A 25,208-nucleotide genomic window follows, 5' to 3' on the forward strand; every position below is an offset into this window, starting at 1 on the left:
GCGCTCGCGCCACCCGGGTTGTTCGTTGGTGTCTCTTTCCATGTGCTCCACGATTGGGGCGGGGGCGGGGATTTCAAGCGTTCCGGGGGGCGCAACAATGACAGTAGGCGCGCCCCGCAGGGCATTCCTTGATCCAGGTCAGTGTCCGGACGGGCGCGCCGCCACGACCACCGCGCTCCCGGTGGACATCCCGGGGCAGGCAACCCGGGACACCGGGGATGGAGCCGGGGACTGCGCCCGGCGAAAACGGAACAGGAGGGTACGGCAGTGGTCAGGTACCGGATCATTCCATGTTCTGCACCTGCTCACGCATCTGCTCGATGAGCACCTTCAGCTCCACCGCCGCGCGCGTGGTCTCCATGTCGTTGGATTTGGAACCCAGGGTGTTCGCCTCCCGGTTGAACTCCTGCATGAGGAAGTCCAGCCGCCGGCCGACCGGTTCGTCGCGCTCCAGGATCAGCGCCACCTCCTCCAGGTGGCCATCCAGCCGATCCAGCTCTTCATCCACGTCCAGGCGCTGGACCTGCAACGCCAGTTCCTGCTCCAGCCGGCCCGGATCCATGTCCACACCCAGGTCGGCAATCCGAGACCGCCATTTATCCCGCAGCGCCTCGACCACCTTCGGGCGGCGGCCGCGCACCTGCGCCACCCGTTCGCCCACCGCCCGGCAGCGAGTCTCGATGGCCTCACGCAGGCGCTCGCCTTCCCGGGCGCGGGTAGCAACAAGCTCCTCCAGCGCATCGTCCAGCAACTCAAGCGCCTGACCCTCCAGGATGTCCATGTCCGGCGCAGGCTCACGCATCACGCCCGGCCAGCGCAGGATCTCCAGCGCCGTGATACGTGCCGAGTTCATCATCCAGTGTTCCACTTCACAGCACACCTCGATGAGCCGCTTGGCCAGCGGTTCGTTCACCTCCAGGCCCGCCTCTCCTCCGGCAGGCAGCTGATGCCGCAGGGTAACCTCCACCTTGCCGCGGCTCAGGCGGCCCTGAACGCGCTCGCGCACCGCACTGTCCAGCGCTCGGAAGGCCTCCGGCAGGCGCAGACTCACCTCCAGATAGCGATGGTTGACGCTCTTGACCTCCCACGCCAGGGTGCCCTGCGGGCCCTCCGTCTCGCTGCGGGCAAAACCGGTCATGCTGTGGATCATGGGATCTCCGGTGGGGGTTAGGGGTTAGGGGTTAGGGGTTAGGGGTTAGGGGTTAGGGGTTAAGGGTAGTTTACGTTGCATGGCGTCGCCATCCTGGCCTGCGCCTCACGCCTGACACCTATCCTTCACCTCCCACCCCTTACGCCCCCCGGCTCACGCGCTATAATGCGCCCCCCGCACGTACCCGAGGAGTTCCCCATGCGACCCAGCGGCCGCCAGCCCGACCAGATGCGCACGATCCGTTTCACCCGCAACTACACCAAGCACGCGGAAGGTTCCGTACTGGTGGAGTTCGGGGACACCCGGGTGTTATGCAACGCGACGGTGGACGAACGCGTGCCCCCGTGGCTGCGCAACAAGGGCCGCGGCTGGGTCACGGCCGAGTACGGCATGCTGCCCCGCTCCACCAACGAGCGCATGGCACGGGAAGCGGCGCGCGGCAAGCAGGGCGGCCGCACCCTGGAGATCCAGCGCCTCATCGGCCGCTCCCTGCGCGCGGCGGTCAACCTGGAAGGTCTGGGCGAGCGCCAGATCACCGTGGACTGCGACGTGATCCAGGCCGACGGGGGTACTCGCACCGCCTCCATCAGCGGCGGCTACGTTGCCCTGCACGACGCGGTGAGCCAGTTACTCGGGCAGGGGAAGATCAGGTCCAACCCCTTGTTCGGCGCCGTGGCCTCGGTGTCCGTGGGCATCTACCAGGGCGTGCCGGTGCTGGATCTGGACTACGCGGAAGACTCCAACGCCGAGACGGACATGAACGTGGTCATGAATGACGCCGACGCCTTCATCGAGGTCCAGGGCACCGCCGAAGGCCACGCCTTTCGCATGGAGGAGCTGGACGGCATGCTGGCCCTGGCCCGGAGCGGCATCGCCGAGATCATCGCCGCCCAGCGCGCGGCACTGGAGAAGTAAGGTTTAAGGGATACCGCAGTACCGCGAAAGACGCGGCTCTGCGGCATATCACTTCGAGAGGTGAACAGACATGAAGATCGTGCTGGCCACGAGCAATCCGGGCAAGGTGCGGGAGCTTTCCCGGCTGCTTGAGGGCACCGGGATCCAGGTGATGCCCCAGTCCGATTTCGGCGTTGCGGACGCCGACGAGACGGGCCTCAGCTTCGTGGAGAACGCCATACTGAAGGCGCGCAACGCGGCGACCCATACGGGACTGCCCGCCATGGCCGACGATTCGGGCATCGAGGTGGATGCGCTCAACGGCGCCCCCGGCATCTACTCCGCGCGCTACGCGGGACCCGAATGCGATGACACAGCCAACAACCGCAAGCTGCTGGAGGCCCTCAGGGACGTTCCGGAAGCCGGGCGCACGGCGCGCTTTCACTGCGTGATCGCCTATCTGCGTCACGGCGAGGACCCCGCACCCATCATCACCGAAGGCGTCCTGGAAGGCCGCGTGGCACTGGCGCCCCGCGGAGAGGGCGGCTTCGGTTACGACGTCATCTTCGAGCTGCCCGGCCGGGGCGTGACCACGGCGGAGATCGACCCCGAGGAAAAGAATCGCATCAGCCACCGGGGGCAAGCGCTTGCCCGCATGCTTGCCCGGCTCGCACCGCGTAAGGGAGAAGTTGGAACTGGGAAGTGAGAAGTGAAATCACCCGAGACCCTGTACACCCTGAGGGCGAGGGACGGAAAGGCCTTTCCCACTTCCCAATTCGCCCTTCCAACTTGAATTCCCACTTCCAAATTCCCACTTCCAACTTCATTGCCATGACCCCACTGAGCCTCTACATCCACCTCCCCTGGTGCATACGCAAGTGTCCCTACTGCGACTTCAACTCCCATGAGGTCCGGGACGAGGTGCCCGAGGATCGCTACGTGGACGCACTGATCGCGGACCTGGAATCGGAACTGCCGCGGGTGTGGGGGCGGCGCATCGAGTCGGTATTCCTGGGCGGCGGCACGCCGAGTCTGTTCTCGCCCGAGGCACTGGACCGGCTGTTCTCGGCACTGCGTGCGCGATTGCCCTGGCGGCCGGACATGGAGGTGACGCTTGAGGCCAACCCGGGCACCACGGACGCACAGCGCTTCCGGGGCTACCGGGAGGCGGGGGTCAACCGGCTGTCCATCGGCATTCAGAGCTTTGATGACGGGCAGCTGCGGCGTCTGGGACGCATTCACGGCGCCAACGAGGCCCGCGAGGCATTTGCGGCCGCGCGCTCGGCGGGGTTCGACAACATCAACCTCGACCTGATGTTCGGACTGCCGGAACAGTCCGTGCAGAGTGCACTGGGTGACCTGGCGCAGGCCCTGGCCCTTGGGCCCGAACACCTGTCCTGGTACCAGTTGACCCTGGAGCCCAACACCCGCTTCGCGGCCGAACCGCCGATCCTGCCCGAGGAGGACACCGTCTGGGACATGCAGGAGACCGGTCAGGGGCGGCTCGCGGAAGGCGGCTATACTCAGTACGAGGTTTCCGCCTATGCCCGTCCGGACCGCGAATGCCGCCACAACCTCAACTACTGGCGTTTTGGCGACTACCTGGGACTGGGTGCCGGCGCACACGGCAAGATCTCGCTGCCGGGCGAAGAGCGCATCCTGCGCCGCTGGAAACTGCGCCAGCCGCGGCAGTACATGGAAGCCGCGCTGACGGGCGACGCCGCCAGCGGTGAATGCACCCTTACCCGGGAGGAACTGGTGTTTGAGTTCGTTCTGAACGCCACAAGGCTCACCCGCGGCGTGGACACCAAGCTGTTCACGGCCCGCACCGGGCTCGATCCGGACGCCCTCGAGCCCATGAGGCGGCGGGCGATCGAGAGTGGCCTTCTGCACGATGACAGCGCACGCATGGCACCCACGGCCACCGGCCGGCGTTTCCTCAATGACCTTCAGGCCCTGTTCCTGGCCGACCCCCGTGGAACCCCTTGAGTACGTGACCATCACCTGCCCCCACTGCGGGGCCTGCAACGACACGGAAGTTGACGTCTCCACGCTGCCCGCGAGTTACGTGGAGGACTGCCAGACCTGCTGTGCACCCATCATGATGTCGGCCGCCATGGATCCGGACACCGGCAGCCTGCTGATCCACACCTGCCGGGAGAATGACTGATGGTGACACGGGACTACACACCCATCCCCTGCGCGCTCTACAGTGAATACGAACTGGCCATCATGCGTCGGCGCCCACTCAGGGTGCGATGGAAGGACCGTTACGGCATGGACCGGGTGGAGACCCTCAAGCCCACCAATCTCAGGACCCGCCGCCACGCCGAGTTCATGATCGCCCGCAATCATCTGGGGCAAAGGCGGGTGCTGAGGCTGGACAGAATCATTGGAACTGAGAAGTGTGAATTGGGAAGTGCGAAGTGAAGTGAGAAGTCAGAATTGGGAAGTGGTGGCATTTCGTTCCCACTTCCAAATTCTCAATTCACACTCCCAAAGAGGTCGTGTTCGGACGCAGCCGTGATCCGCACGTCCGCGAACGTGCCCGCCTCCAGTCCCTGCCCGTCCTCGATCACCACCACGCCGTCGATCTCGGGGGCGTCCGCGCTGGAACGGGCGATGACGGTGCCGTCATCATCCGTGCCGTCCACGAGCACGGTGAGGGTGCGGCCCACCTTCCGCTGCAGGCGGTCGGCACTGATCTCCGCCTGCACCTCCATGAAGCGCTCCAGGCGCTCGGCCTTGAGCTCTTCGGGTACCGGGTCCGGAAGCGCGTTGGCGGCGGCACCTTCCACCGGCGAATAGGCGAAACAACCCACCCGATCCAGCTGGGCCTCCCCGATGAAGTCCAGCAATTCCTCAAACTCGTCCTCGGTTTCTCCGGGGAAACCCACGATGAAGGTGCTGCGCAGGGTGAGGTCGGGACAGATCTCCCGCCAGGCGCGAATGCGCTCCAGGGCCTTCTCCGAGGCGGCGGGTCGGCGCATCGCCTTCAGCACCCGGGGGCTGCCGTGCTGCAGAGGCACATCCAGGTAGGGCAGCAGCGCGCCCTCTGCCATGAGCGGAATCAGCGTGTCCACGTGGGGGTAGGGATAGACATAGTGCAGACGCACCCAGACCCCCAGGCTGCCCAGTGCCTCGGCCAGCTGCCGGATATGGGTGCGCATGGGGCGGCCGTTCCAGAAGCCTGTGCGGAACTTCGTGTCCACCCCGTAGGCGCTGGTGTCCTGGGAGATGATCAGCAGTTCCTTCACGCCGGCCGCCACCAGGTTCTCCGCCTCCTGCATCACGTCGGCCACGGGCCGGCTCACCAGGTCGCCCCGGAACCGGGGAATGATGCAGAAGCTGCAGCGATGATTGCAGCCCTCGGATATCTTCAGGTACGCGTAGTGCCGGGGGGTGAGCTTCACGCCACCCATGGGTACCAGGGACTCGAAGGGCGCATGGGCCGGGGGCAGATGACGATGGATCTCGGTCATGACCGCCTCGTAGGCGTGGGGGCCGGTGACCGCCAGCACGCCCGGGTGGGTGTCCCGCACCTTCTCGGCCTCGGCGCCCAGGCAGCCGGTGACGATGACCCGGCCGTTCCCGGCGAGCGCCTCACCGATGGCCTCCAGGGATTCCTGCACGGCGGCATCGATGAAGCCGCAGGTGTTGACCACCACCAGGTCGGCGCCCTCATAGGTGGGGGAGATCCCGTAACCCTCGGCACGCAACTGCGTGAGGACCCGCTCGGAGTCCACCAGTGCCTTGGGACAGCCCAGGCTCACAAAGCCCACACGCCCGCCGCCCGCGGGGGAATCAGGCGTGGTGACCATGGATGATCCGCCGGAAAACGGCTGTTTTATGCACATGACGGAATCTTTTGGGAAGATTCCGTGCCACTCGGATAGACCCCATTCCAGAACACCCGCTGAAGACATTTAAAATCATTACAAAACAACACCTTAAATATTTGGTTAAACTTTGACCGGGAAAACAGCCCGTCCGGCCCTGCGGGATCTTACCCCGTTGATCCCATTGTCTTCCACAGAGTTATCCACAGGTTTTGTGGATAACCCGCTAAGCAGTTGGATGACAAGCACTTACCCTCGTTTTCTCCACGGGATCGCCGGGTTGCGTGGCGGTGCAGCATAGACGTCCGGCCGGCCCCTGTGAAGCGCGGACGTGCCTGTCCGCCGCCGGCCCCCGCCCATGCAGGCCTTGCCCAATGGGCCGGGATTCAGTATATTGCGCGTCTTTTTCCTTGCCAGCGATGGTTCCAGAGGGCGCTCCCATGAAGGCCGATATTCATCCCGATTACCACGAAGTCGCCGTCACCTGCAGTTGCGGCAACACGTTCAAGACCCGCTCCACCTTTCAGGGTTCGGAGATGAGCGTGGAAGTATGCTCTTCCTGTCACCCCTTCTACACGGGCAAGCAGAAGATCATGGACAGCGCCGGGCAGGTGGACAAGTTCCGTCGCCGCTACGGCCAGTAAACTCCGGAGAGATGCTCCGGGATCCCATGGTTCAACGCCGAACCATGACAAGGGCGCGCCGGTGGCGCGCCCTTTTTGCTGCGCGGGCGTTCACGAGCGCTCTGACCTGTGCGCTGCTTCTGGCGGCCGCGCCGCTTCAGGCCAGCCCGCTCACGCAGTCTGCCCGACTGCCGGGGAGCTGCCAGACACAGCAGCAGTTTGATGCCCGGGCCACGGTGGCCCATGTGTATGACGGTGACACGGTACGTTTGCGCGACGGTACCCGGGTCCGGTTGATCGGCCTCGATACCCCCGAGTTCCATTATCGCGACCCTGACCGCGGGGCCGAGCCCTTCGCCACGGAAGCCGGTGATGCCCTGGCGCGGTTGCTGTCCGCCCACGACCACGAGGTCGGCCTGGTGTACGACCGGGAACGCCAGGACCGCTACCGGCGCACCCTGGCCCACCTGTTCACGCCGGACGGAGAGAGCATCACGGCCCGGCTGCTGGTCCAGGGTCTCGCCACCGGTCTGACCATCCCGCCCAACGACTGGAACGTGGACTGCTACCGCGATGCGGAGCGCGAGGCGGCGCTCAGGCGACTCAACATCTGGTCGCTCCCCGGGAACCGCCTGTTCAGGGCCGGGGACCTGCCCCGTGACGCCGAGGGCTTCCGGCGGGTGGAGGGCCGGGTCGTCCGGCTGGGTGAAAGCCCGCGCGCCACGTGGATCAATCTGGAAGGGAACGTGGCCCTGCGCATCGACCACGTGGACATGCACCACTTCCCCGATCTGGAGGTCCGGACCCTGGTTGACAAGCGGGTGCGGGCGCGCGGCCATGTCTATAATTATCGGGGACAGCCGCGTATCCGCATCAGGCATCCCGCGGACCTTGAAATGGTTGAACGATAGGCCGGGGTTTTCGTCAAACCGATGGTCTGTGATTGAACCACGCGTCTGCCACCGACACCCCGAAACTCCTGCACGGCGATCGGGGATAGACTCACGGGCCCCGAGACAGGACTCCATGACACACCGGTATCTCACTGCCTTTTTCGCATTGGCCGTCGCGCTGCTCACCGTGCTGGCGAGCGGCTGCGCCACCAACCCGGTCACCGGCCGCCAGCAGCTCATGCTGGTGTCGGAAAGCCAGGCCATCAGCGCCTCGCTCCAGGCCTACGGCGAGATGCTGGAACCGATCCGGCAGGAAGGCCGGCTCAATAACGACCCCGCCGTCAAGGCGCGCATCGATGCCATCACGGGACGCGTGGTGGCCCAGGCCATCAGGTACCGCCCGGAAACCAGCGAGTGGGACTGGGAGATGCAGGTGATCGACAACCCGGAAGTGCCCAACGCCTTCGCCATGGCGGGCGGCAAGATGGCGATCTACACCGGCATGATCGACAAGCTGGAGGCCAGCGACGACGAACTGGCCCAGGTGATCGCCCACGAGGTGGCGCACGCCCTCTCGGCCCATACCGCCGAGAAGATGTCCGTGTCACTGGCCACCAACCTGGCACTCACCGGCTACGCACTGACCGGCGAGCGTTCGGCAGTTGCCATGAGCGGCGCGGTGCTGGCCGCGGCGCTGGCCGTGCAGCTGCCCCACAGCCGGCAGATGGAGCGCGAGGCCGACCGCGTCGGCATCGAGCTGGCGGCACGTGCCGGTTACGATCCACAGGCGGCGCCCTCGCTTTGGGAGAAGATGGCAGGGCTCGGCAATGGCAGCCCCCCACAGTTCCTGAGCACGCACCCCAGTACGGACAGCCGTATCCGGGACCTGCGTGAGATGGCCCGCCAGATGCAGCCCCTCTATGAAGAGGCCCGGGCCGGAACACCGCCAAGCCACCCCATATAGAGCTAGAGCGGATCCCCTCCGATCCGCCGCTGTCACAAGCGGGCACGGGACGCACCATCGGTGCGCGGCACGCCGGGCCCGTTCCAGACCACTCCGGTCTGCCACGCGGCCCGGCCGTAAACGCTCAGGGCAGCAGGTGCGCCACCCCGTCGCGTTCTTCGCAGAGCTCGCGCTCCGTGGCCTGCATCATGGTACGGCTGAATTCGTCGATATCGAGACCCTGCACAATGCTGTAGCCGCCATCGGCGCAGGTGACCGGGAAGGAGTAGACCAGCCCTTCCTGGATACCGTAGCTGCCATCGGAAGGGATGCCCATGCTCACCCAGTCACCCTCCGGTGTACCCATCACCCAGTCGCGCACATGGTCGATGGCCGAGCTGGCGGCGGAGGCCGCGCTGGACGCACCGCGCGCCTTGATGATGGCGGCGCCGCGTTGCTGCACCGTGGGAATGAAGTCTTTCTCGTACCAGTCCCTGGGCACCAGGCCGGGGGCTGCCTCGCCCTTCACCGTGGCCTGGCTGATGTCCGGGTACTGGGTGGCCGAGTGATTGCCCCAGACAATCATCCTGCGCACATCCGTGGTCTCCGCACCGGCCTTCGCGGCCAGTTGCGTCACCGCGCGGTTGTGGTCCAGGCGCGTCATGGACGTGAAGGCACGCGGATCCAGATCCGGTGCATTGCGGCTGGCAATGAGCGCATTGGTATTGGCGGGATTACCCACCACCAGCACCTTGATGTCACGGTCGGCCACGGCATTGAGGGCCTTGCCCTGAACGGAAAAGATCTGCGCATTGGCCTCCAGCAGATCCTTGCGCTCCATGCCGGGCCCGCGCGGCCGTGCGCCCACCAGCAGGGCGTACCGGGCGTCCGCGAAGGCCTCTTCGGCCTTGTCGGAGAGGGTCACGCCCGCCAGCAGCGGGAAGGCGCAGTCTTCCAGCTCCATCACCACGCCCTTCAACGCCTCGATGGCGGGAGGGATCTCCAGCAGTTGCAGAATGACGGGCTGGTCCTTACCCAGCATGTCACCGGCGGCGATACGGAACAGCAGGCTGTAGGCGATCTGGCCAGCCGCACCGGTAACCGCAATACGAACGGGTGTCTTCATAAAACGCTCTCCCAATCGGATAGTCGTGGACGATTTCGCGCGCCGCGGGCGGTCCGGCATCCCGGACAGGACACGCATCGCTGTGGGCAATTGTCCCGGCCCGCAATGTCACCCCGCGAGGTGGCGGAGCCGGGGAAACAGCGGATTCCCGTGTGGCAGGGTCCCGGCCCGATCTCGCCATCCTCCACTTACTGCGGAGGCCGAACTGCTCGCTGTGGCGGGACGTACCGGCTGCCAACGGCGGCGAGATATGCGGACTAGTGTAACCCGTCGTGCTGCGGCGCAACATACCCTGCCTCACGCGCCTGACTGGCCCATCCATGCCATCCGATCATTTTAGCGTGAACGGCACCCCGGCGGGTCTCACGCGGTGAACCGATGCGGAACGTGACCTGAGGCGGACCGTCAACCGACGGCACCCCCCGCCCGCGTCAAATCCTGTTACTCTTGGACATCCGACCCACTCGCCCGCTGATCAGAAGCCTTCCCGCCACGTGTCCCGCCGCCCGGATACCGGTCAATCCCCACCCACCGCGCTCTGGCTGGTGGATTCCAGCATCTACGTGTTCCGCGCCTGGTTCACCCTGCCGGAGGGCATCACGGACCGGAACGGCAACCCGGCCAACGCCGTGCTGGGGTTCAGCGAGTTCCTGCTGCGCCTGCTGACGCACATCTCGCCCGCGCCCGTGGTCTTTGCCTTCGACGAAAGTCTGGCGTCATCCGCGCGCAAACAGATCTATCCCGCCTACAAGGCCAATCGTCCCCCGGCACCCGAATCGCTCAAACACCAGTTCCGGCTGTGCCGCACATTGGTACGGGCGCTGGGCTTCGCGGAATTGTCCAGCACCCGCCACGAGGCCGACGACATCATCGGCACCCTGGCCGCACGGCACCGGGCAAGAGGCCGTGCCGTTCACCTGATCACGGCGGACAAGGACCTCACCCAGCTGGTGGGCCCGCGGGACCTGTGGTGGGAGTTTCAGCAGGACCGGCGCCTGGATGCACAGGGCGTGGAGAAACACATGGGCGTGCGCCCCGACCAGGTGGCCGACCAACTGGCCCTGGCCGGCGACAAGGTGGACAATATACCCGGCGTGCCGGGCATCGGCATGGCCACCGCGGCGCGGCTGCTGCGCCGCTTCGACAATCTGGACACACTGCTTGCGGACGTCGACGCCGTGGGCACCATGCAGCTGCGCGGGGCAAAACGCATCGCCGCGCTGCTCGACGGACATCGGGAAACGGTGCGCCTGGCCCGCCGGCTCACCGGTATCGACTGTGACATCGATGACCTGCCCGATGGGCTGGACATCACGTCCTCATCGCCCGACCGCGACGCCTTGGGGGCCCTCATGGAACAGCTGGGCTTCGACACCTCAAGACGGATACGCTGGCAGGCGCTCGTCTCACGGATGGAGGGCTGAGAACGAATTCCGTGGCGAACCATGACTCCAGGCTCACAACCCATGTCCATCCCAACCAACCTGATCACCGGATTCCTCGGCGTCGGCAAGACAACCGCAATCCGGCACCTGCTGGCGGCCCGGCCGAAGGATGAACGCTGGGCGGTGCTGGTCAACGAGTTCGGCCAGGTCGGGGTGGATGACATGCTGCTGGACGCCGAGGGAGTGGCGATACGGCAGGTACCGGGCGGCTGCCTGTGCTGCGTATCCAGCCAGGCATTCACGGTCGGTCTCAACCGGATCATCCGCGAACAGCGTCCGGACTGCATCCTCATCGAACCCAGCGGACTCGGGCACCCGGCAAGGATCATCGACTTGCTGTCCGGTCCGTTCTATGACGGCGTGCTGGACCTGCGCGCCACCATCACACTCATGGATGCCCGCCACCTGGCATCGCCCCGCCACCGCGGCCACGACACCTGGACTGACCAGATCCGGCTCGCGGATGTACTGGTGGCCGCGAAGGCGGACCTCTACGGGGACGACGAACACGCTGCATTCCACGACTTCGCCCTGACGCTGTCGCCGCCCAAGGCACGGCTTGCCCTGGTGACGGCAGGCGCCCTGGATCCCGGCTGGCTGGCCCTGCCCAGGGATCCCGCAAGGCGGGCCCACTGTCTCGGTGCTCATCCACCGCCCGATGACCACGACCATGGGCACGGCGCATCCGGGCACGCTCCGGATCCGGACGCGTCCTGGCAGATGATGGAAACCCTGGGCGATGGCTACTGGGGCCTGAGCTGGCTGCCGGGTCCCGGGACCCGCTTCCATAGAGCTGCGCTGGAAACCTTGCTGACAGCGATGCCGTGGGATCGCATCAAGGGGGTATTGCCCACGGACGACGGCTGGCTGCGCATCAACCGGGTGGCCGGCGAGGGTGACCCGGAACACTGTGATCCACCGCCCTCGGCCCGGGGGCGTCTTGAGATCATCCATCACGAATCGCCGGACCGTGAAGCGCTGGACCGCCGGTTGCGCGACGCGTGTCTGCCGACCTCCCCGTGCCCGGAGCGCTGAAACGTGACGGACCGGAGTTTACGCAGCGAAGAACCCTGTGGTAACACAATCCCCCGCCCGGCCGGAGAATACCCCCTGAATCCATTCGTATCCCCAATCCGTGCATCACGGCTCTGCGTGTACGCGCTCGTTGTTGCGCTCCTCTGCCTGACGGCGGCCCCGGCACAAGCGCATCCGCACGCCTGGATCGACCTGAGGGTGAGCGTGATCTTCAACGACCAGGGTCAGGTGACGGCGCTGCGCCAGTCCTGGCTCATCGACCCGTTCTACAGTCTCGTGCTGATTGAAGAGATGGCCGAGGAAGCCGAGGGTGACACCATGGAGGCGAAGATGGCGGACATCGGCCAGCGGATGATCACGAACCTGGGACCCTACGATTACTTTACCGAGATCCATCACGGCGATGACCGTATCCGGGGCGCCACCGTTTCGGATCACGGTCTGGACCGCAATGGCGGTCGCCTGGAACTGCGTTTCACACTTAATCTCGAATCCCCGCTGGACCCTGCAGCAGCCCCACTGAGCTACGCCGTCTTCGATCCCGGCTACTTCATCGAGATCCTCCATGACGAGGCGTCGGCGGTGGCCCTGGAGGGCGCCTCGGAGCGCTGCAGTCTGCGCATCGAGCAACCCCGCCCGGACCCGGCCCTGGTTGCCCGGGCGGCGGCCCTTGATGCCAATCAGACGGCGGAACCCGGCCTGGGCCGTCACTTCACGGAACGCGCGAAGGTGCAATGCGAGCCGTCCTCCTGATCCTGCTGCTGGCGCTTGCGCCCTGGGCGATCGGCTCCCCCCTGTCCGGGCCGCCGACCCAGGAGCGTACACCGACGCAAGTGCAGGACCCCGGCCTGTGGGAACGCGCCACGCACTGGGTCCTGGCCAAACAGCGCCAGCTCCACCGCCAGCTGGCCCGGGGCATGGAGACCGTCCAGGGGGCACCCACGCTCACCAACACCCTGGCGCTGGTGCTGATCGGCTTTCTCTATGGGGTATTCCACGCGGCAGGCCCGGGGCACGGCAAGGTGGTGATCACCACCTATCTGCTCACCCACCGCCAGCACATGCGCCGCGGACTGATCCTGTCCTGGGCCTCGTCGCTGCTCCAGGGGTTCACCGCCATCGCGCTTGTTCTGGCCGTGGTCGTGGTGGCCGAGCGCATGGCCCGGGATGCACTGAGCCAGGTGCGCACCCTGGAGCAGGTCAGCTTCGCGCTGGTGGCGGCGGTGGGGGCATGGCTCGTCTTCCGCGCCCTGCGCGGGCTTTACCGTCTGCGGGGCGCGGGCGCCGAAGGTCATGGCCACGATCACCCGCATGATGGACACGCCTGCGGCACCTGCGGCCACGCCCATCACGTCACACCCGCCCAGGCTGCGCGCAGCGACAGCCTGGGCACCATGCTCGGCACCGTGCTGGCGGTGGGCGTGCGGCCCTGCACGGGCGCCATCCTGGTACTGGCGGTGGCCAATATGCTGGGCCTGTGGATGGCCGGCATCGCCGCCGTAATCGCCATGTCCGTAGGCACGGCCATCACCGTCTCGATACTCGCGGTTCTGGCGGTACAGGCCCGGCAATGGGCGGCCCGGGCCGCCGCCGGCGGAAACTCGGTCGGATGGCAACGGACCGGGCAGGTGGTCGCCCTGGCCGGCGGGGCGCTGATCTTCGCGCTGGGTGCCAGCCTCTTTGGCGCCGGGATGGATGTCCCCGTCCACCCGCTGGGGCTGTGAGCCCGGGCCCTTGACCCGCATCATCCTGCTCAACAAGCCCTATGACGTGCTCTGCCAGTTCAGGGACCGGCAGGGGCGGCCGACGCTGGCGGATTACGTGCCCGAAACGGGTGTGTACGCCGCCGGACGACTGGATCGGGACAGCGAAGGTCTGGTGGTGCTGACAGACGATGGAGCCCTGCAGGCCCGAATCAGCGATCCGAAGCACAAGGTGAGCAAGACCTACTGGGTGCAGGTGGAAGGAGTGCCGGACGAAGAGGCGCTCAAGGCACTCACCGAAGGGGTCCTGCTCAGGGACGGCCTCACCCGCCCCGCCCGGGTGCGGATCATGGACGCGCCCGCCGGGCTCTGGCCCCGGAACCCGCCCATCCGCAGCCGCCGGCACATCCCCACCACCTGGCTGGAGCTGACGCTGTCCGAAGGCCGCAATCGCCAGGTGCGGCGCATGACCGCCGCCGTGGGCCACCCCACGCTGCGACTGATCCGCTACCGGGTGGGTTCCTGGACCCTGGACGGCCTCGGACCCGGGGAGCGGTTGTATCTCGAACTCTGAGGACCCTGATCACCACGCAGGGTACGAAGAGGCGCCTCCGGTATGCACGGCCCCGGTTGCTCCATTGACATAAGAAACCGGGGGGCCAGCCCCGTTGCTGACCCGTGGATTCGTTGGACCCCCTCGTTGTCTGTTGAGGCACCGCGCCTTAACCGTCAACGGCACACGCCCTCACGTCAGACAAATATCGCAAACCAAAGCAAATGTGATTGCATTAGTTAGGCTGGACTCCTAAAGTCGATTCCAGATCATGACGGTACTCCGGAGACCCATCTTGCATATCCATCGCAAGTTCGCCTGGCTCCTCCTGCCCCTGCTGTCGGGTCTGCTGGGCGGTTCCGTAGCGGGCACCCTGGAAGAGCGGCTGGAGTCCCAGCGCGCCCTGTTCCAGGCCACCGAGAAGGCGCTGGCGAACGGCAACCGGCAGGCCTTTCGTGAAGGCCTTGCGCGGCTGACCGACTATCCCCTGCATTCCTACCTGCTGTTCGCAGACCTGGAATCCCGGCTCGGCCGGGCCCATGCCGATGAAATCCGGGCCTTTCTGGATGTCCACGGAGACACGCCTCACGGTGAGCGCCTGCGCAACGCCTGGCTTGCCCGTCTTGCCCGGGAACGGCGCTGGACCGTGCTGGTGGAGAATTTCGACCCGGACACCGGTTCCACCACCCGGATCTGCGAATACAGGCACGCCCTGTTGCAACTGGATCGCACCAAGGAGGCCCTGGACGGGGTGGAACACATCTGGTTGCGCGGGCGTTCCCAGCCCGATGCCTGCGACCCGGTCTTCAAGGCCTGGAGGGAGGCCGGAAGGCTCACACCCGATCTCGCCTGGGGGCGCATTCGGCTGGCACTGGAGGCGGGACAGACCGGCCTGGCCGGCTACATCGGCCGCTACCTGCCGGAGGCGGAACAGGTCTGGGCCCGGCGGTGGCTCGACCTCCACCGCACACCGGCCCGGGTGGCCCGGGTGGACTGGGATGCGACCGCCCATGGCCGTGCGCCCCACATGCTCGAACACGCCTGGCTGCGGCTGGCCCGCCAGGACCCGGAACAGGCGCTGGACCTCTGGACGCGCCACGGGGATCGCCAGAAACTCTCCGAGGCACAGGCCCGCGAGATCGACCGGACCATCGCCCTGCGGCTGGTCCTGCGCCGGGGCGCGGACGGCCTGGCGCATCTGGCCAGCCTGCCCGAGGAAACCTTCGACGCACAACTGCGTGAATGGCACGTGCGCGCGGCACTGGCGGCAGGGGACTGGTCACAGGTGGCCGCCGCCATCGACACCATGGATACCGAACAGCGCCAGGATTATGCCTGGCGTTACTGGCGTGCCCGTGCGCTGGCAGAACTGGGCGAGCCGGCGCCGGCCGCCGCCCTGTACGCGGCGTTGGCGGAGGAGCGGAATTTCTACGGATTCCTGGCAGCGGACAGGGCCGGCCGCCCCTACCGGATCGGTCATCGCGAGCTGAGCGTTCCCGTGGCGCGCATTCAGGCACTGGCGGAAGAACCCGCCTTCCAGCGGGCAAGGGAATGGCTGGCCATGGGACGCGGCATCGATGCCCGGCGGGAGTGGGAACGGGCGATCGCCGCACTGGACGAGGAAGATCTCAAGGCGGCCGCCCTGCTTGCCCACGGCTGGGCCTGGCACGACCGGGCCATCTTCGCCGCCGCCCGCGCCCGGGCATTCGACGACATGGAACTGCGCTTCCCCCTGGCTTACTCGCGCCTGATCCTGGACCATGCCGCCGGCCAGGGCATCAATCCCGCCTGGGCCCTTGCCGTGGCGCGGCAGGAGAGCGCCTTCATGACGGAAGCGCGCTCCCACGCGGGTGCCCTGGGCCTGATGCAGGTGATGCCCGCCACCGGGCGCAACATGGCACGGCATGCAAACGTCCGGCTCAATCACGCCCGCGATCTGCTCAGGCCCGAGATCAACGTGCCCATCGGCACCTACTACCTGCGCCGCAACCTGGACCGGTTCGGGGGCCATCCGATCCTGTCCACTGCCGCCTATAACGCCGGGGCCCACCGCGTGGACAGCTGGCTGCCCGAGCACGGCCCGATGGATGCCGACGTCTGGGCGGAGCTGATCCCCTTCCCCGAGACGCGCGCCTACGTGCGCCGGGTGCTGGCCTACCAGGTGATCTACGAGATGCGCCTCGGCCTCACCCCCACCACCCTGAGCAGCCTGCTGCCGCCGATCACCGCCCGCCCGGACCTGGAGGCCTCCCGCATCGCGCACACCCGGGACTGGCAGGGCCGTACCGGGGGCAGGGTGGCATCGACCCAGGTGTGTGATGCGCCGGGGTTCGTGGAAAGGCCCTGTTCCTAGGGGGCAGAGAACACGTTGAGTTCAGCCACAGAGGTCACAAAGAAAAGGCTTTGAGCAGTGGTAGGTTGGGGTGAGGAACGAACCCCAACACGCCGGGGGCCCGGGAGACCTCCGCCATGTTGGGGTTCGCTGTGCTCACCCCAACCTACGATCCGGTTGTTTTCTTCTCTGTGACCTCTGTGGCCAATATCCCCCTTCCCGGAGACGCTCGGCTAACCCGATGATTTATTACATTATCAAGATCGCGTTGAGCGCCATTCTGATCGTGATCATCTCGGAATTGGGCAAACGCCATTCCGTACTGGCCGCAGTCGTCGCATCCGTGCCGCTGGTGTCGGTCCTGGCCATGGTGTGGCTGTATCTGGAAACCCGCAACGTCACGCAGGTCGCCGACCTCGCGAGCAGCATTTTCTGGCTGGTCCTCCCTTCGCTCATCCTGTTCATCGCCTTCCCGTTGCTCCTGCGTTGGGGGTGGAACTTCTTCCTGAGCCTTGGCGTCTCCGTCGCGTTGACAACGGCCGGCTACCTCCTGATGCTCCAACTGCTCGGACATGGGGTCAAGTCTAGTAATGTATAGTTTTCAACGGGCGCGAACCATGCATGAGGATCCAATGGGTTCAAGCTCGGCATCGCACTTCCTCCGTCTCCGCCAACGCAGACTCCGGCGTCGCCATCCCGGACCGGACCCCGCCTCCATGCAGGGCGTCCGGGCGGCAAAGGGACACCCCGCCACATGAACTACCTAGAGGCCATTGACCGCATCTGGCGGCACTCGGACGGTGCGTTTCGCGATGAGCGGACGCGGCTGAAGGAACTGGTCCGTTACGCCACGCTGGCGCCATCCGGACACAACACGCAATGCTGGCGGTTTCGAATCGGGAACCGTTCCGTCGAGGTGCTGCCGGATCTGTCCCGCCGCACGCCGGTGGTCGATCCGGACGACCACCATCTTTACGTGTCGCTGGGATGCGCCGCCGAGAACCTGGTCCAGGCGGCGAGGGCATTCGGATACCAAGGTCATGCCGGGTTCACACCCGCCGATGACGGGGCCATCAGGATCGCGCTTGAGCACGCCACGGCGGAACGATCGCCCATGTTCCAGGCGATCCCGCATCGGCAATGCACACGCACCGACTATGACGGCAAGCCGCTGACCGGGGAGGAACTGCAGCTACTTGAGGCGGCGGGGACAGGGGACGGGGTCGCACTGGTACTTCTGACTACGCGCGACGCCATGGAAACCGTCCTTGAGTACGTGGTTCAGGGCAACACAATGCAGGTGGGCAATCCGGCGTTTGTCCGTGAACTGGAACACTGGATTCGCTTCAGTGACAGCGAGGCGATCCGGACCGGCGATGGACTGCCGGCTCGAGCGACCGGGAACCCGCGGGTGCCACGCTGGCTGGGGCGGCGGCTGTTCCGAGCCTCCTTTCGCGCAAAACCCGAGAATGACAAGTATGCCCGTCAGATCCGCAGTTCAGCCGGCATCGGCGTGTTCGTATCCTGCATGGATGACAAGGCACACTGGATGGAGGCGGGCCGCTGTTACGAGCGGTTCGCGCTTCAGGCCACGGCGCTGGGCATTCGGAACGCATTTGTGAATCAGCCTGTCGAGGAGTCCCGCCTTCGCCCCGAATTTGCCAAGGCCCTGGGGTTGAGCGAGGGAAGACCCGATCTCGTCGTGCGCTTCGGCCGGGGGAAGGAAATGCCGAGGTCATTGCGACGGCCGCTTGCGGCCGTGTTGATTGAACCGAACCACTGACATACCGAAAAGGTGACAGGCCTGTTCGTGCGCCGCACGACTTTGACTCATCCACAGCCGCACTGTCTCCACAGGTACCGCTGCAGACTCACCTGCGTTTCCAGGCAACCGTGAAAGCACCGCGACCTTGTTCCAGGGGGCAGTGCCCGCCCATGATCTTCGTTGACGGAGAGGCCCATGAAACAGGTGCAGAACGATATCTGGGAAACCGAGACCGAAAGTCCCTGCCCGGGGCTGACGACACACGCCTACCTGCTCACCCGGCCGGACGGCAACGTGCTGTTCTACAACACGGGCCACCGTCACGAGATCGAGCAGATGGCAGCGCTGGGCGGGGTGGTGTTTCAGTTCCTGAGCCATCGGGACGAGCTGGGGGATACGATCAACCTGCTCCACGAGCGCTTCGGCACCCGGCTGGGCGGCCATGTGCGCGAGCAGGCCGAACTCGCCCGCGTGCGCGCACCGGACATCCTGTTTGATGGCCGCGAGATGCATCTCGGCAACATCGAGGCGATCCCCACGCCCGGGCACACGGCGGGCAGCACCTGTTTCCTCGTGCACGCCCCCAGGGGCAGACGCTACCTGTTTACCGGCGATACGCTGTATCGGGGCGAGGACGGCACCTGGAAACCCGGACTGCTGCCGTTCAGTGACCGGGATGCACTGGTGGAAAGCCTCGAAACGCTGCGCACGCTGGAGCCGGATGTGGTGTTCTCCAGCGCCTTCGCGGGTGAGACGGGCTTTCAGGAAATCCGGGGCAGGTGGTCGGACCATGTGGCGAAGGCCCTGGCCGCCCTGCCGCCCGGGTCGGCACGCTGACACGCGCACGGTACAGTCAGGGCGCGGAGCCTCATGTCGATTCCGGCCGGCGTGATTCGACACCTCGCTGAGGCGGCGAACCCCGCGCCCGAACGGCCTGGCGGGTCCCGTCACCTTCCCATCCACGTGCACTGACGGGAGGCAGGACCATGACAGCACCTGAACAACGGATCGTGCCGCATTTGTGGTACGACAGGGAGGCCCGGGAGGCCGCGGAGTTTTACACATCGATCTTCCCGGACTCGGACATCACCCACCTGACCACGCTGCACGGCACCCCGTCCGGGGATGTCGAGGTCGTATCCTTCCGGCTCCGGGGGCAGCCCTTCATGGCCATCAGCGCGGGACCCCATTTCACGTTCAACCCCTCGGTGTCGTTCATGGTCAATTACGACCCGCTGCATTTCGATCCCTCGCCTTCCCGTGAGGAAAACGCCCGGACGAGCCTGGACGCGGCCTGGGCACAACTGTCCGAGGGCGGCACGGTACTGATGCCCATCGGCGAGTATCCCTTCAGCGCGCGCTACGGCTGGATCCAGGACCGCTACGGCCTGTCCTGGCAGCTGATCCTCACTGACCCGGGAGGGGAACCCCGGCCGCCGATCCTGCCTTCCCTGCTGCTCACGGGCGAGAACTGCGGGCGCGCGGAAGAGGCGATCGACCATTATCTGTCTGTGTTCCGCGATGCCCGGCAGGGACAACTGTTCCGCTACGGCGCGGATCAGCCGCCCGACACGGAAGGCACGGTCATGTTCGCTGACTTCATGCTGGAGCACACCTGGTTCGCGGCCATGGACAGCGCCCACGGGCACGGCTTCACGTTCAACGAGGCCGTCTCCTTCATCGTAAACTGCGACGATCAGGACAGGATCGACCGGTACTGGAACGCGCTCTCCGCGGTCCCCGAGGCCGAGCAGTGCGGATGGATCAAGGACCGGTTCGGCGTGTCCTGGCAGATCGTGCCGGCGGAGATGGACCGCATGATGCGAGACGGCACCCCGGAGCAGATCGACCGATTGACGCGCACCTTCATGCCCATGAAGAAGCTTGACGTCGCCGCGCTCCGGGCGGCCTACGAGGGGGAGGGCGGGTAGCCGCTTCGCCCGCCGGGTGCTGGACCTCCACAGAAAGGCGCTTTAACCACGAAGAGCACGACGAGGCTTTTCATTCGAATCACTTCGTGCCCTTCGTGGCCTTCTTGGTTCAATTCCCCTCCGGCGGACGCAACGCTCGTTGCCGAAGGCGGGGCTCTTGCGAAGCCGCGAGGGAACGTAGAGGGAATATGGGGATGCAAGGAGAAATCTCTCATATCTGCAGCTTGATGGGAAAACAAGCATCGTCAATTCCGTCGCAGTTTGAGCCTACGGCAACGTAACCACTGCCTCGAGCCCGCCTCCCTCGTGATTCCTGAGGGTCAGTTCGCCTCCGTGCGATCGGGCGATGTTACGTGCGATCGCGAGCCCGAGCCCGATCCCACCCGTCGTCCTGGAGCGTGACTCCTCTACACGATAGAAAGGATCGAATACACGCTCCAGGAGCGGCTCGGGAATACCCCCGCCTGGATCAGAGACCCGAATCACCAGTTGACCGACATTATGACTGACGTCGATCGTGGCCTCGCCGCCATATTTCACGGCGTTGTCAACCAGGTTCTCCACGCACCGCCTGAGGGCGCCAGGCCGCACGTGATGGACCTCTGCCCCACCGACCACGCGGACCCGCTGGCCAAGCTCTTCGCGATCGTGCTGGATGGATTCAAGCAAAGCCATGATGTCCACGGGCTGAACCGAATCCCCGACGCTGACACCACATGTAAACTCCAGCATGGCCGAGGCGAGCTGCTCGATCTGGTCGATATCTCGCCCGATCCTGCTGCGCAGTTCGGAGTCCTCAACCAGTTCGGCGCGCAGGCGCAGCTTCGTAATGGGTGTCCGGAGATCATGGGAGATGGCCCCCAGCAGAAACTCCCGATCCCGGATCATCCTGGCAAGATGGGCCTGCATGCTGTTGAACGCGGATGCGGCATCCTGAACTTCCGGCGGACCCGTTTCAGGCAGCGCAGGGCGCTGGATATCCTTAGTGAGTTCGCCTGCGGCCTCGAGCAGCATCTGCAATGGTCGGGTAACCCGATGAACCGCGATCCACGACAACAATACCACCGGCACCAGAAGCACGATCAGTGTTAGTACCAGACGTCTGGGCACCGCGTAGATCTCGACACCCAGACGATGATCAAAACGAACCCATCGCCCGTCCATGAGTTCCACCCAGGCGCTGAAGCCCCGATCCAGCTCCTCTGGAAAAGCACCGTTGCCCCCGAGCGGCAGGGTGTCCCCTTGCACTCCATGCATGGTCACGACGATGTTTCGCGGCGCGCCCAACGCCCTTGCCAGAAGGGACCACAGATGCCCTTCATGGTCCCGCGCGGAGTCTCGATTGCGCGCGGGAAGCGGCGTCGGCGGCCCGGTCGACGTGATCGAGACCGCCAGCGAGGGGCCGTTGATCGCATCGATCACCAGCTCCGATGCCTGCGGTGACAGTGCCTCCAGCGTGTGCACGATGGTGGAGATACGCTGCGCCGCGTAGAGCCCGCCGGCCTTGTACATGACTTCACCTCGATCGCGCAGCAGTATGATCCCGGCGGCAAGCTGCGTGACGAGCAGGCCGCTGACCAGTATGAGCACGAGCCGGCTGACGAGATTGAGCTTCCGAAGACGCACTCAGGACGCCTCTTCGACCTTCGCGCAGAACACGTAACCCTCGTTGCGCACGGTCTTGATGAACCGGGGATCTCGACCCGTGTCGCCCAGACGACGGCGCAACCGGCTGATCAGCACATCGACTGAACGGTCATACGGGCCGGCCTCCCGGCCGTGCAGGAGATCCATCAACCGGTCTCTGCCCAACACCTGATTCGCGTGCTCAAGCAGTACACCGAGGAGTTTGTACTCCGCACCGGAGAGTGAAACGACGACGCCCTGCGGCGAGATCAGCCGGCGCTCCCTGACATCCATCACCCAACCGGAAAAACGCAACCGGCAATCCGTCGAGCCCGCCGGACCGGGCACCGGCCGGGTTCGACGGAATAGCGCCCGCACCCTGGCAAGCAGTTCCCGAGGGCTGAACGGCTTGACCAGATAGTCGTCGGCGCCCATCTCCAGGCCAACGACTCTGTCCACCTCCTGCGCGAGCGCGGTCAGCATGATGATCGGCACGCTGGAGCGGGCGCGCAGTTCACGGCACATGGAAAGCCCGTCGGTCCCGGGAAGCATGATATCCAGGATGATCAGATCAATCGGCTCCGCCTCAAACCGGCTATAGGCGGCCTGGCAGTCGCTGACCGCAAGCGGATCGTAGCCGCTGCGCCGAAGGTAGTCCCGCAGCAACTCACAGATCTCCGGGTCATCGTCAACGATCAGGATCTTCTCGTGCATAGGTGATGCCCCGCTATTGCAACGCTCCCCCGAAAACCGGTCGCCGGTCGTTGCCCGTATGCAATGCGCCCGGCCGGCGGTTCACATTCGGACATGTATTGTTGCGAACTGTTACAAACAACCCGGCACCAGACACACTGAGATTACACGCATCAGCTTTACTGTTATAGAGACGAACAGGAAGTTGGAAATGCACGCTGCACGAATCCAGATCGTCGATGGGGGGGGGAGGAGCCAATGAAATACGGGAGAAATGGCTACAGGGCGGTGGGGACCACGGGAGTGAACAACCCGCATCTATCGGGAAGGCAATCCGTGTTGTTCGGATTTGCCGCGTCATGCCTTGCGCTTGGCCTGCTCTGCGGGCAGGCGGTGGCGCAGACAGTGCATCATGGAGGCCACACGCCCCCCAAACCGATGCACAGCGAGCATGCGGCGGACAGGGCACCCGGCCATGACCATGGTCATGAAGATCCCCGTGGCGGGCACAAACGCCATGAGGGCGGCCATGGCGAAGGCGGGCACGGAGCGCATGGACAGCACGGGGGACACGGTATGATCGTACCCGAGTCAAGAGACTTTCCCACCATCGCCTATGACGAGGAGCGTGCCCCCCGGCCGCCCGAAAACGCGACACTGCCGGAGAACACCGGCAACGCCGCAGCCGGCAAAGCGCTCACCTACAACCCGGGCAAGGGCCGCTGCTTGGCCTGCCACATGCTGGGTCCGGATTCGGAGCAGCCCGGAGACCTGGGGCCGAACCTGAGCGACTATGGAAAGCGGGGATTCTCCCACGCGTACACCTACCAGCAGATCTGGGACGCCAGGGTTCACAATCAGGATTCCGCGATGCCGCCCTTCGGCACGAACGAACTGTTGTCCGCGGCGGAGATCATGGACATCGTCGCCTATCTCCACACCCTTACCACTCCGGTCGCCGTGCCGGGTCGACCGAAGGAGCCGCAACGATCACGACGGGAGCGGGTGTTCGTGGCGGGTGAGGATCTCAGCGTAGCCGACGATTACGTCGATGCGGGCAGGGCGGCCTTCAGGCGCCCCGGCAACAACGGACGCGCCTGCGCGTCCTGTCATGCCGCAGGCGAGGCCGGTGATGACATCAGCCGCGCCGCCGCTCGCTTTCCCCGCTTCGACGAGGCGAAGGACGCGGTCGTCACCCTGGAGGATCGCGTCAATATGTGCCGTGAAACACACATGGACAGCCCTGCGATCGAATACGGATCGCGCGCGATGAACGTATTGACAAGCTACCTGAGGCATCTGTCTCGCGGCCAGAAGATCCAGGTCTCGGCGGAGGGGCCCGCTGCCGAAGCGTTCGAACGCGGCAGGTCCCTTTACTACCGACGAGCCGGGCAACTCAACTATTCATGTGCCGAGTGTCATGCGAAGCATTCGGGCAAGTGGCTGAGGGGGCAGTATCTGCGCCCTCTTGACGACGTCTCCGGTGATTGGCCCAAACACTTCATTGCCGGGCATGATCTTGGCCTGATCAGCATGCAGCAGAGGATCCGACACTGCCAGATCGTGACACGCACGTATCCCCTTGAGTTGGGATCCAGGGAGTATGCGGAGTTGGAGTTCTATATGACGGTGCTGTCAGAAGGCACGCCGGTCCTTGCGCCGACCAGGTCCCGCCTGCGGGGGGAATAAGACCGTGTGCCCGGCGTCCCGGAAGCGCCTTGGGGCCGGGCACACGTCGCCCGGCATGATCCTGGTCATACCATTTGCATCGCTACCCCCCGTAATCCGATCCGGGCTCCTGCACGACCGGCAGATGTTCCGCGTCCACCCATGCCACCCCGCATAAGGAGAAGACCCATGCATCGCCTCACCGCGATCCTGCTGGCACTCAGCCTGACCCAGGGAGGTCTTTCCGCCGCCGATAACCAGAGTCCCTACGTCGAATACACTGAGCGCCCCATCAAGGCGCTGTCTGCCGAAGAGATCGATGGGCTGCGTGCAGGCCGGGGCATGGGTTTCGCCTTGGCCGCAGAACTCAACGGCTATCCAGGTCCCCTTCACGCCCTGGAGGTGGCCGATGCCATTCATCTTTCCGAATCCCAGCGCGAACGGACGCAGACCCTGTACAGGGAGATGCTTGATGAAAGCCGCAACCTTGGTGAACGTATCGTGGTTCTCGAAGCGGAACTGGATTCTGCCTTCGCCACACGTACGCTCACCGATGAGCGCCTTCGCGAACTGACGGCCCGCATTGCCGAACTCAACGGCCGAGTGCGCTACACGCACCTGCGCCACCACTTGGAGATGACTGCTCTTCTCAATCCGCATCAGATTGAGCTCTATAACCAGGTGCGGGGTTACGGGACCCGAGATGGCCACGCCCGCGACCACCACCACGGAGATCATTGACTTCCTCTGCGGACAGATAGCGGATTCGTCGGGTTTGAAGCGGGCGCCTCCATACCTCCCCGGGCGATCGCGAACAATCGCGGCCTCCCGACCCATCTCGCGCCGTCGTCTCACGGGAGACGCATAGGGCGGATAAGCAAAGCACATCCACCATGCCTCGGCCCGGTGTGCCGGATGCGCCTGCGCCTTATCCGGCCTACAAGCTTACCGCAGAGAGCGCCCGGTTCGACCCGAAGTGGAGACTCATG

26 protein-coding genes are annotated in these 25,208 nt (G+C 65.3%); 20 read left to right on the forward strand and 6 right to left on the reverse strand.

What is annotated here, in order from left to right; translation table 11 throughout:
* Nucleotides 1–283: 283 nt before the first annotated feature.
* Complete coding sequence (locus tag THITHI_RS0109120) at nt 284–1,150, reverse strand: YicC/YloC family endoribonuclease (protein ID WP_018232780.1); 867 nt, start codon at nt 1,148–1,150, stop codon at nt 284–286.
* Nucleotides 1,151–1,348: 198 nt separating this feature from the next.
* On the opposite strand from THITHI_RS0109120, the gene rph reads away from it, so the two are divergent.
* The 5 genes from rph to THITHI_RS18760 all read left to right on the forward strand — a co-directional run bounded on the left by rph (nt 1,349) and on the right by THITHI_RS18760 (nt 4,474).
* Nucleotides 1,349–2,065: a ribonuclease PH gene (gene rph, locus THITHI_RS0109125; RefSeq protein ID WP_018232781.1), complete on the forward strand. Its 717-nt coding sequence runs from the start codon at nt 1,349–1,351 to the stop codon at nt 2,063–2,065.
* Nucleotides 2,066–2,135: 70 nt separating this feature from the next.
* Nucleotides 2,136–2,750: an RdgB/HAM1 family non-canonical purine NTP pyrophosphatase gene (rdgB, locus tag THITHI_RS18755; protein ID WP_018232782.1), complete on the forward strand. Its 615-nt coding sequence runs from the start codon at nt 2,136–2,138 to the stop codon at nt 2,748–2,750.
* A 125-nt stretch (nt 2,751–2,875) separates the two neighbouring features.
* Nucleotides 2,876–4,033, forward strand: coding sequence for a radical SAM family heme chaperone HemW (hemW, locus tag THITHI_RS0109135; protein WP_198005596.1), 1,158 nt, complete (start codon nt 2,876–2,878; stop codon nt 4,031–4,033).
* A complete protein-coding gene (locus tag THITHI_RS0109140) occupies nt 4,020–4,214 on the forward strand; it encodes a CPXCG motif-containing cysteine-rich protein (RefSeq protein WP_018232784.1) in 195 nt (64 codons plus the stop codon). Before hemW ends, THITHI_RS0109140 begins: the two co-directional genes overlap by 14 nt.
* Entirely contained in the window at nt 4,214–4,474 is a 261-nt protein-coding gene (locus tag THITHI_RS18760) for a hypothetical protein (RefSeq protein ID WP_018232785.1), read from the forward strand. Before THITHI_RS0109140 ends, THITHI_RS18760 begins: the two co-directional genes overlap by 1 nt.
* A 53-nt stretch (nt 4,475–4,527) precedes the next feature.
* Here THITHI_RS18760 and rimO read toward each other — a convergent pair whose 3' ends face one another.
* Nucleotides 4,528–5,865 carry a 30S ribosomal protein S12 methylthiotransferase RimO gene (gene rimO / locus THITHI_RS0109150; protein WP_018232786.1) on the reverse strand — a complete coding sequence of 446 codons (1,338 nt, stop codon included), beginning with the start codon at nt 5,863–5,865 and terminating at the stop codon, nt 4,528–4,530.
* A gap of 458 nt (nt 5,866–6,323) precedes the next feature.
* Here rimO and rpmE point away from each other — a divergent pair, with 458 nt between their 5' ends.
* The 3 genes from rpmE (at nt 6,324) to THITHI_RS0109165 (ending at nt 8,363) form a co-directional block, all read left to right on the forward strand.
* Complete coding sequence (rpmE, locus tag THITHI_RS0109155) at nt 6,324–6,527, forward strand: 50S ribosomal protein L31 (RefSeq protein WP_018232787.1); 204 nt, start codon at nt 6,324–6,326, stop codon at nt 6,525–6,527.
* A gap of 26 nt (nt 6,528–6,553) precedes the next feature.
* Entirely contained in the window at nt 6,554–7,417 is an 864-nt protein-coding gene (locus THITHI_RS0109160; protein WP_232199405.1) for a thermonuclease family protein, read from the forward strand.
* A 115-nt stretch (nt 7,418–7,532) separates the two neighbouring features.
* A complete protein-coding gene (locus THITHI_RS0109165; protein ID WP_018232789.1) occupies nt 7,533–8,363 on the forward strand; it encodes a M48 family metallopeptidase in 831 nt (276 codons plus the stop codon).
* Nucleotides 8,364–8,487: 124 nt separating this feature from the next.
* On the opposite strand, the gene THITHI_RS0109170 is transcribed toward THITHI_RS0109165, so the two are convergent.
* The gene (locus THITHI_RS0109170) at nt 8,488–9,468 is read right to left on the reverse strand and encodes a malate dehydrogenase (RefSeq protein ID WP_018232790.1); all 981 of its coding nucleotides are present in this window, start codon (nt 9,466–9,468) and stop codon (nt 8,488–8,490) included.
* A gap of 494 nt (nt 9,469–9,962) precedes the next feature.
* Between THITHI_RS0109170 and THITHI_RS18765 the strand changes: the two genes are divergently transcribed.
* The 10 genes from THITHI_RS18765 to THITHI_RS0109220 all read left to right on the forward strand — a co-directional run bounded on the left by THITHI_RS18765 (nt 9,963) and on the right by THITHI_RS0109220 (nt 20,232).
* On the forward strand, nt 9,963–10,892 hold the full coding sequence (locus THITHI_RS18765; RefSeq protein WP_156820509.1) for a 5'-3' exonuclease: 930 nt from the start codon (nt 9,963–9,965) through the stop codon (nt 10,890–10,892).
* 42 nt (nt 10,893–10,934) lie between these two features.
* Nucleotides 10,935–11,948 carry a CobW family GTP-binding protein gene (locus THITHI_RS18770; RefSeq protein ID WP_018232792.1) on the forward strand — a complete coding sequence of 338 codons (1,014 nt, stop codon included), beginning with the start codon at nt 10,935–10,937 and terminating at the stop codon, nt 11,946–11,948.
* A 117-nt stretch (nt 11,949–12,065) separates the two neighbouring features.
* Nucleotides 12,066–12,701: a DUF1007 family protein gene (locus THITHI_RS0109185; RefSeq protein ID WP_232199406.1), complete on the forward strand. Its 636-nt coding sequence runs from the start codon at nt 12,066–12,068 to the stop codon at nt 12,699–12,701.
* The gene (locus tag THITHI_RS0109190) at nt 12,683–13,672 is read left to right on the forward strand and encodes a nickel/cobalt transporter (RefSeq protein ID WP_018232794.1); all 990 of its coding nucleotides are present in this window, start codon (nt 12,683–12,685) and stop codon (nt 13,670–13,672) included. Before THITHI_RS0109185 ends, THITHI_RS0109190 begins: the two co-directional genes overlap by 19 nt.
* A gap of 10 nt (nt 13,673–13,682) precedes the next feature.
* On the forward strand, nt 13,683–14,225 hold the full coding sequence (locus THITHI_RS0109195) for a pseudouridine synthase (RefSeq protein ID WP_026186211.1): 543 nt from the start codon (nt 13,683–13,685) through the stop codon (nt 14,223–14,225).
* Between the two features lie 274 nt (nt 14,226–14,499).
* The gene (locus THITHI_RS0109200) at nt 14,500–16,557 is read left to right on the forward strand and encodes a transglycosylase SLT domain-containing protein (protein ID WP_018232796.1); all 2,058 of its coding nucleotides are present in this window, start codon (nt 14,500–14,502) and stop codon (nt 16,555–16,557) included.
* A gap of 220 nt (nt 16,558–16,777) precedes the next feature.
* Nucleotides 16,778–17,134, forward strand: a complete 357-nt coding sequence (locus tag THITHI_RS0109205; protein WP_018232797.1) for a DUF3147 family protein — start codon at nt 16,778–16,780, stop codon at nt 17,132–17,134.
* 156 nt (nt 17,135–17,290) lie between these two features.
* Nucleotides 17,291–18,319: an Acg family FMN-binding oxidoreductase gene (locus THITHI_RS18775; protein ID WP_018232798.1), complete on the forward strand. Its 1,029-nt coding sequence runs from the start codon at nt 17,291–17,293 to the stop codon at nt 18,317–18,319.
* 177 nt (nt 18,320–18,496) lie between these two features.
* Nucleotides 18,497–19,138, forward strand: a complete 642-nt coding sequence (locus THITHI_RS0109215; protein WP_018232799.1) for an MBL fold metallo-hydrolase — start codon at nt 18,497–18,499, stop codon at nt 19,136–19,138.
* 149 nt (nt 19,139–19,287) lie between these two features.
* Nucleotides 19,288–20,232 (forward strand): VOC family protein, encoded by a 945-nt coding sequence (locus tag THITHI_RS0109220; protein ID WP_026186212.1) that lies wholly within the window; start codon nt 19,288–19,290, stop codon nt 20,230–20,232.
* Between the two features lie 267 nt (nt 20,233–20,499).
* On the opposite strand, the gene THITHI_RS0109225 is transcribed toward THITHI_RS0109220, so the two are convergent.
* From THITHI_RS0109225 to THITHI_RS20815, 3 genes are all read right to left on the reverse strand, one after another.
* The gene (locus THITHI_RS0109225; RefSeq protein ID WP_018232801.1) at nt 20,500–21,858 is read right to left on the reverse strand and encodes a sensor histidine kinase; all 1,359 of its coding nucleotides are present in this window, start codon (nt 21,856–21,858) and stop codon (nt 20,500–20,502) included.
* Nucleotides 21,859–22,572 carry a response regulator gene (locus THITHI_RS0109230; protein ID WP_018232802.1) on the reverse strand — a complete coding sequence of 238 codons (714 nt, stop codon included), beginning with the start codon at nt 22,570–22,572 and terminating at the stop codon, nt 21,859–21,861.
* A 336-nt stretch (nt 22,573–22,908) separates the two neighbouring features.
* Nucleotides 22,909–23,124, reverse strand: coding sequence for a hypothetical protein (locus THITHI_RS20815; RefSeq protein WP_026186213.1), 216 nt, complete (start codon nt 23,122–23,124; stop codon nt 22,909–22,911).
* Between the two features lie 3 nt (nt 23,125–23,127).
* On the opposite strand from THITHI_RS20815, the gene soxA reads away from it, so the two are divergent.
* Nucleotides 23,128–24,240: a sulfur oxidation c-type cytochrome SoxA gene (gene soxA / locus THITHI_RS0109240; RefSeq protein WP_018232804.1), complete on the forward strand. Its 1,113-nt coding sequence runs from the start codon at nt 23,128–23,130 to the stop codon at nt 24,238–24,240.
* Between the two features lie 168 nt (nt 24,241–24,408).
* Complete coding sequence (locus tag THITHI_RS18780; RefSeq protein WP_018232805.1) at nt 24,409–24,960, forward strand: Spy/CpxP family protein refolding chaperone; 552 nt, start codon at nt 24,409–24,411, stop codon at nt 24,958–24,960.
* Nucleotides 24,961–25,208: the final 248 nt, after the last annotated feature.

This window comes from Thioalkalivibrio thiocyanodenitrificans ARhD 1 (assembly GCF_000378965.1).
Classification (GTDB): Bacteria; Pseudomonadota; Gammaproteobacteria; order Ectothiorhodospirales; family Ectothiorhodospiraceae; genus Thioalkalivibrio_A; species Thioalkalivibrio_A thiocyanodenitrificans.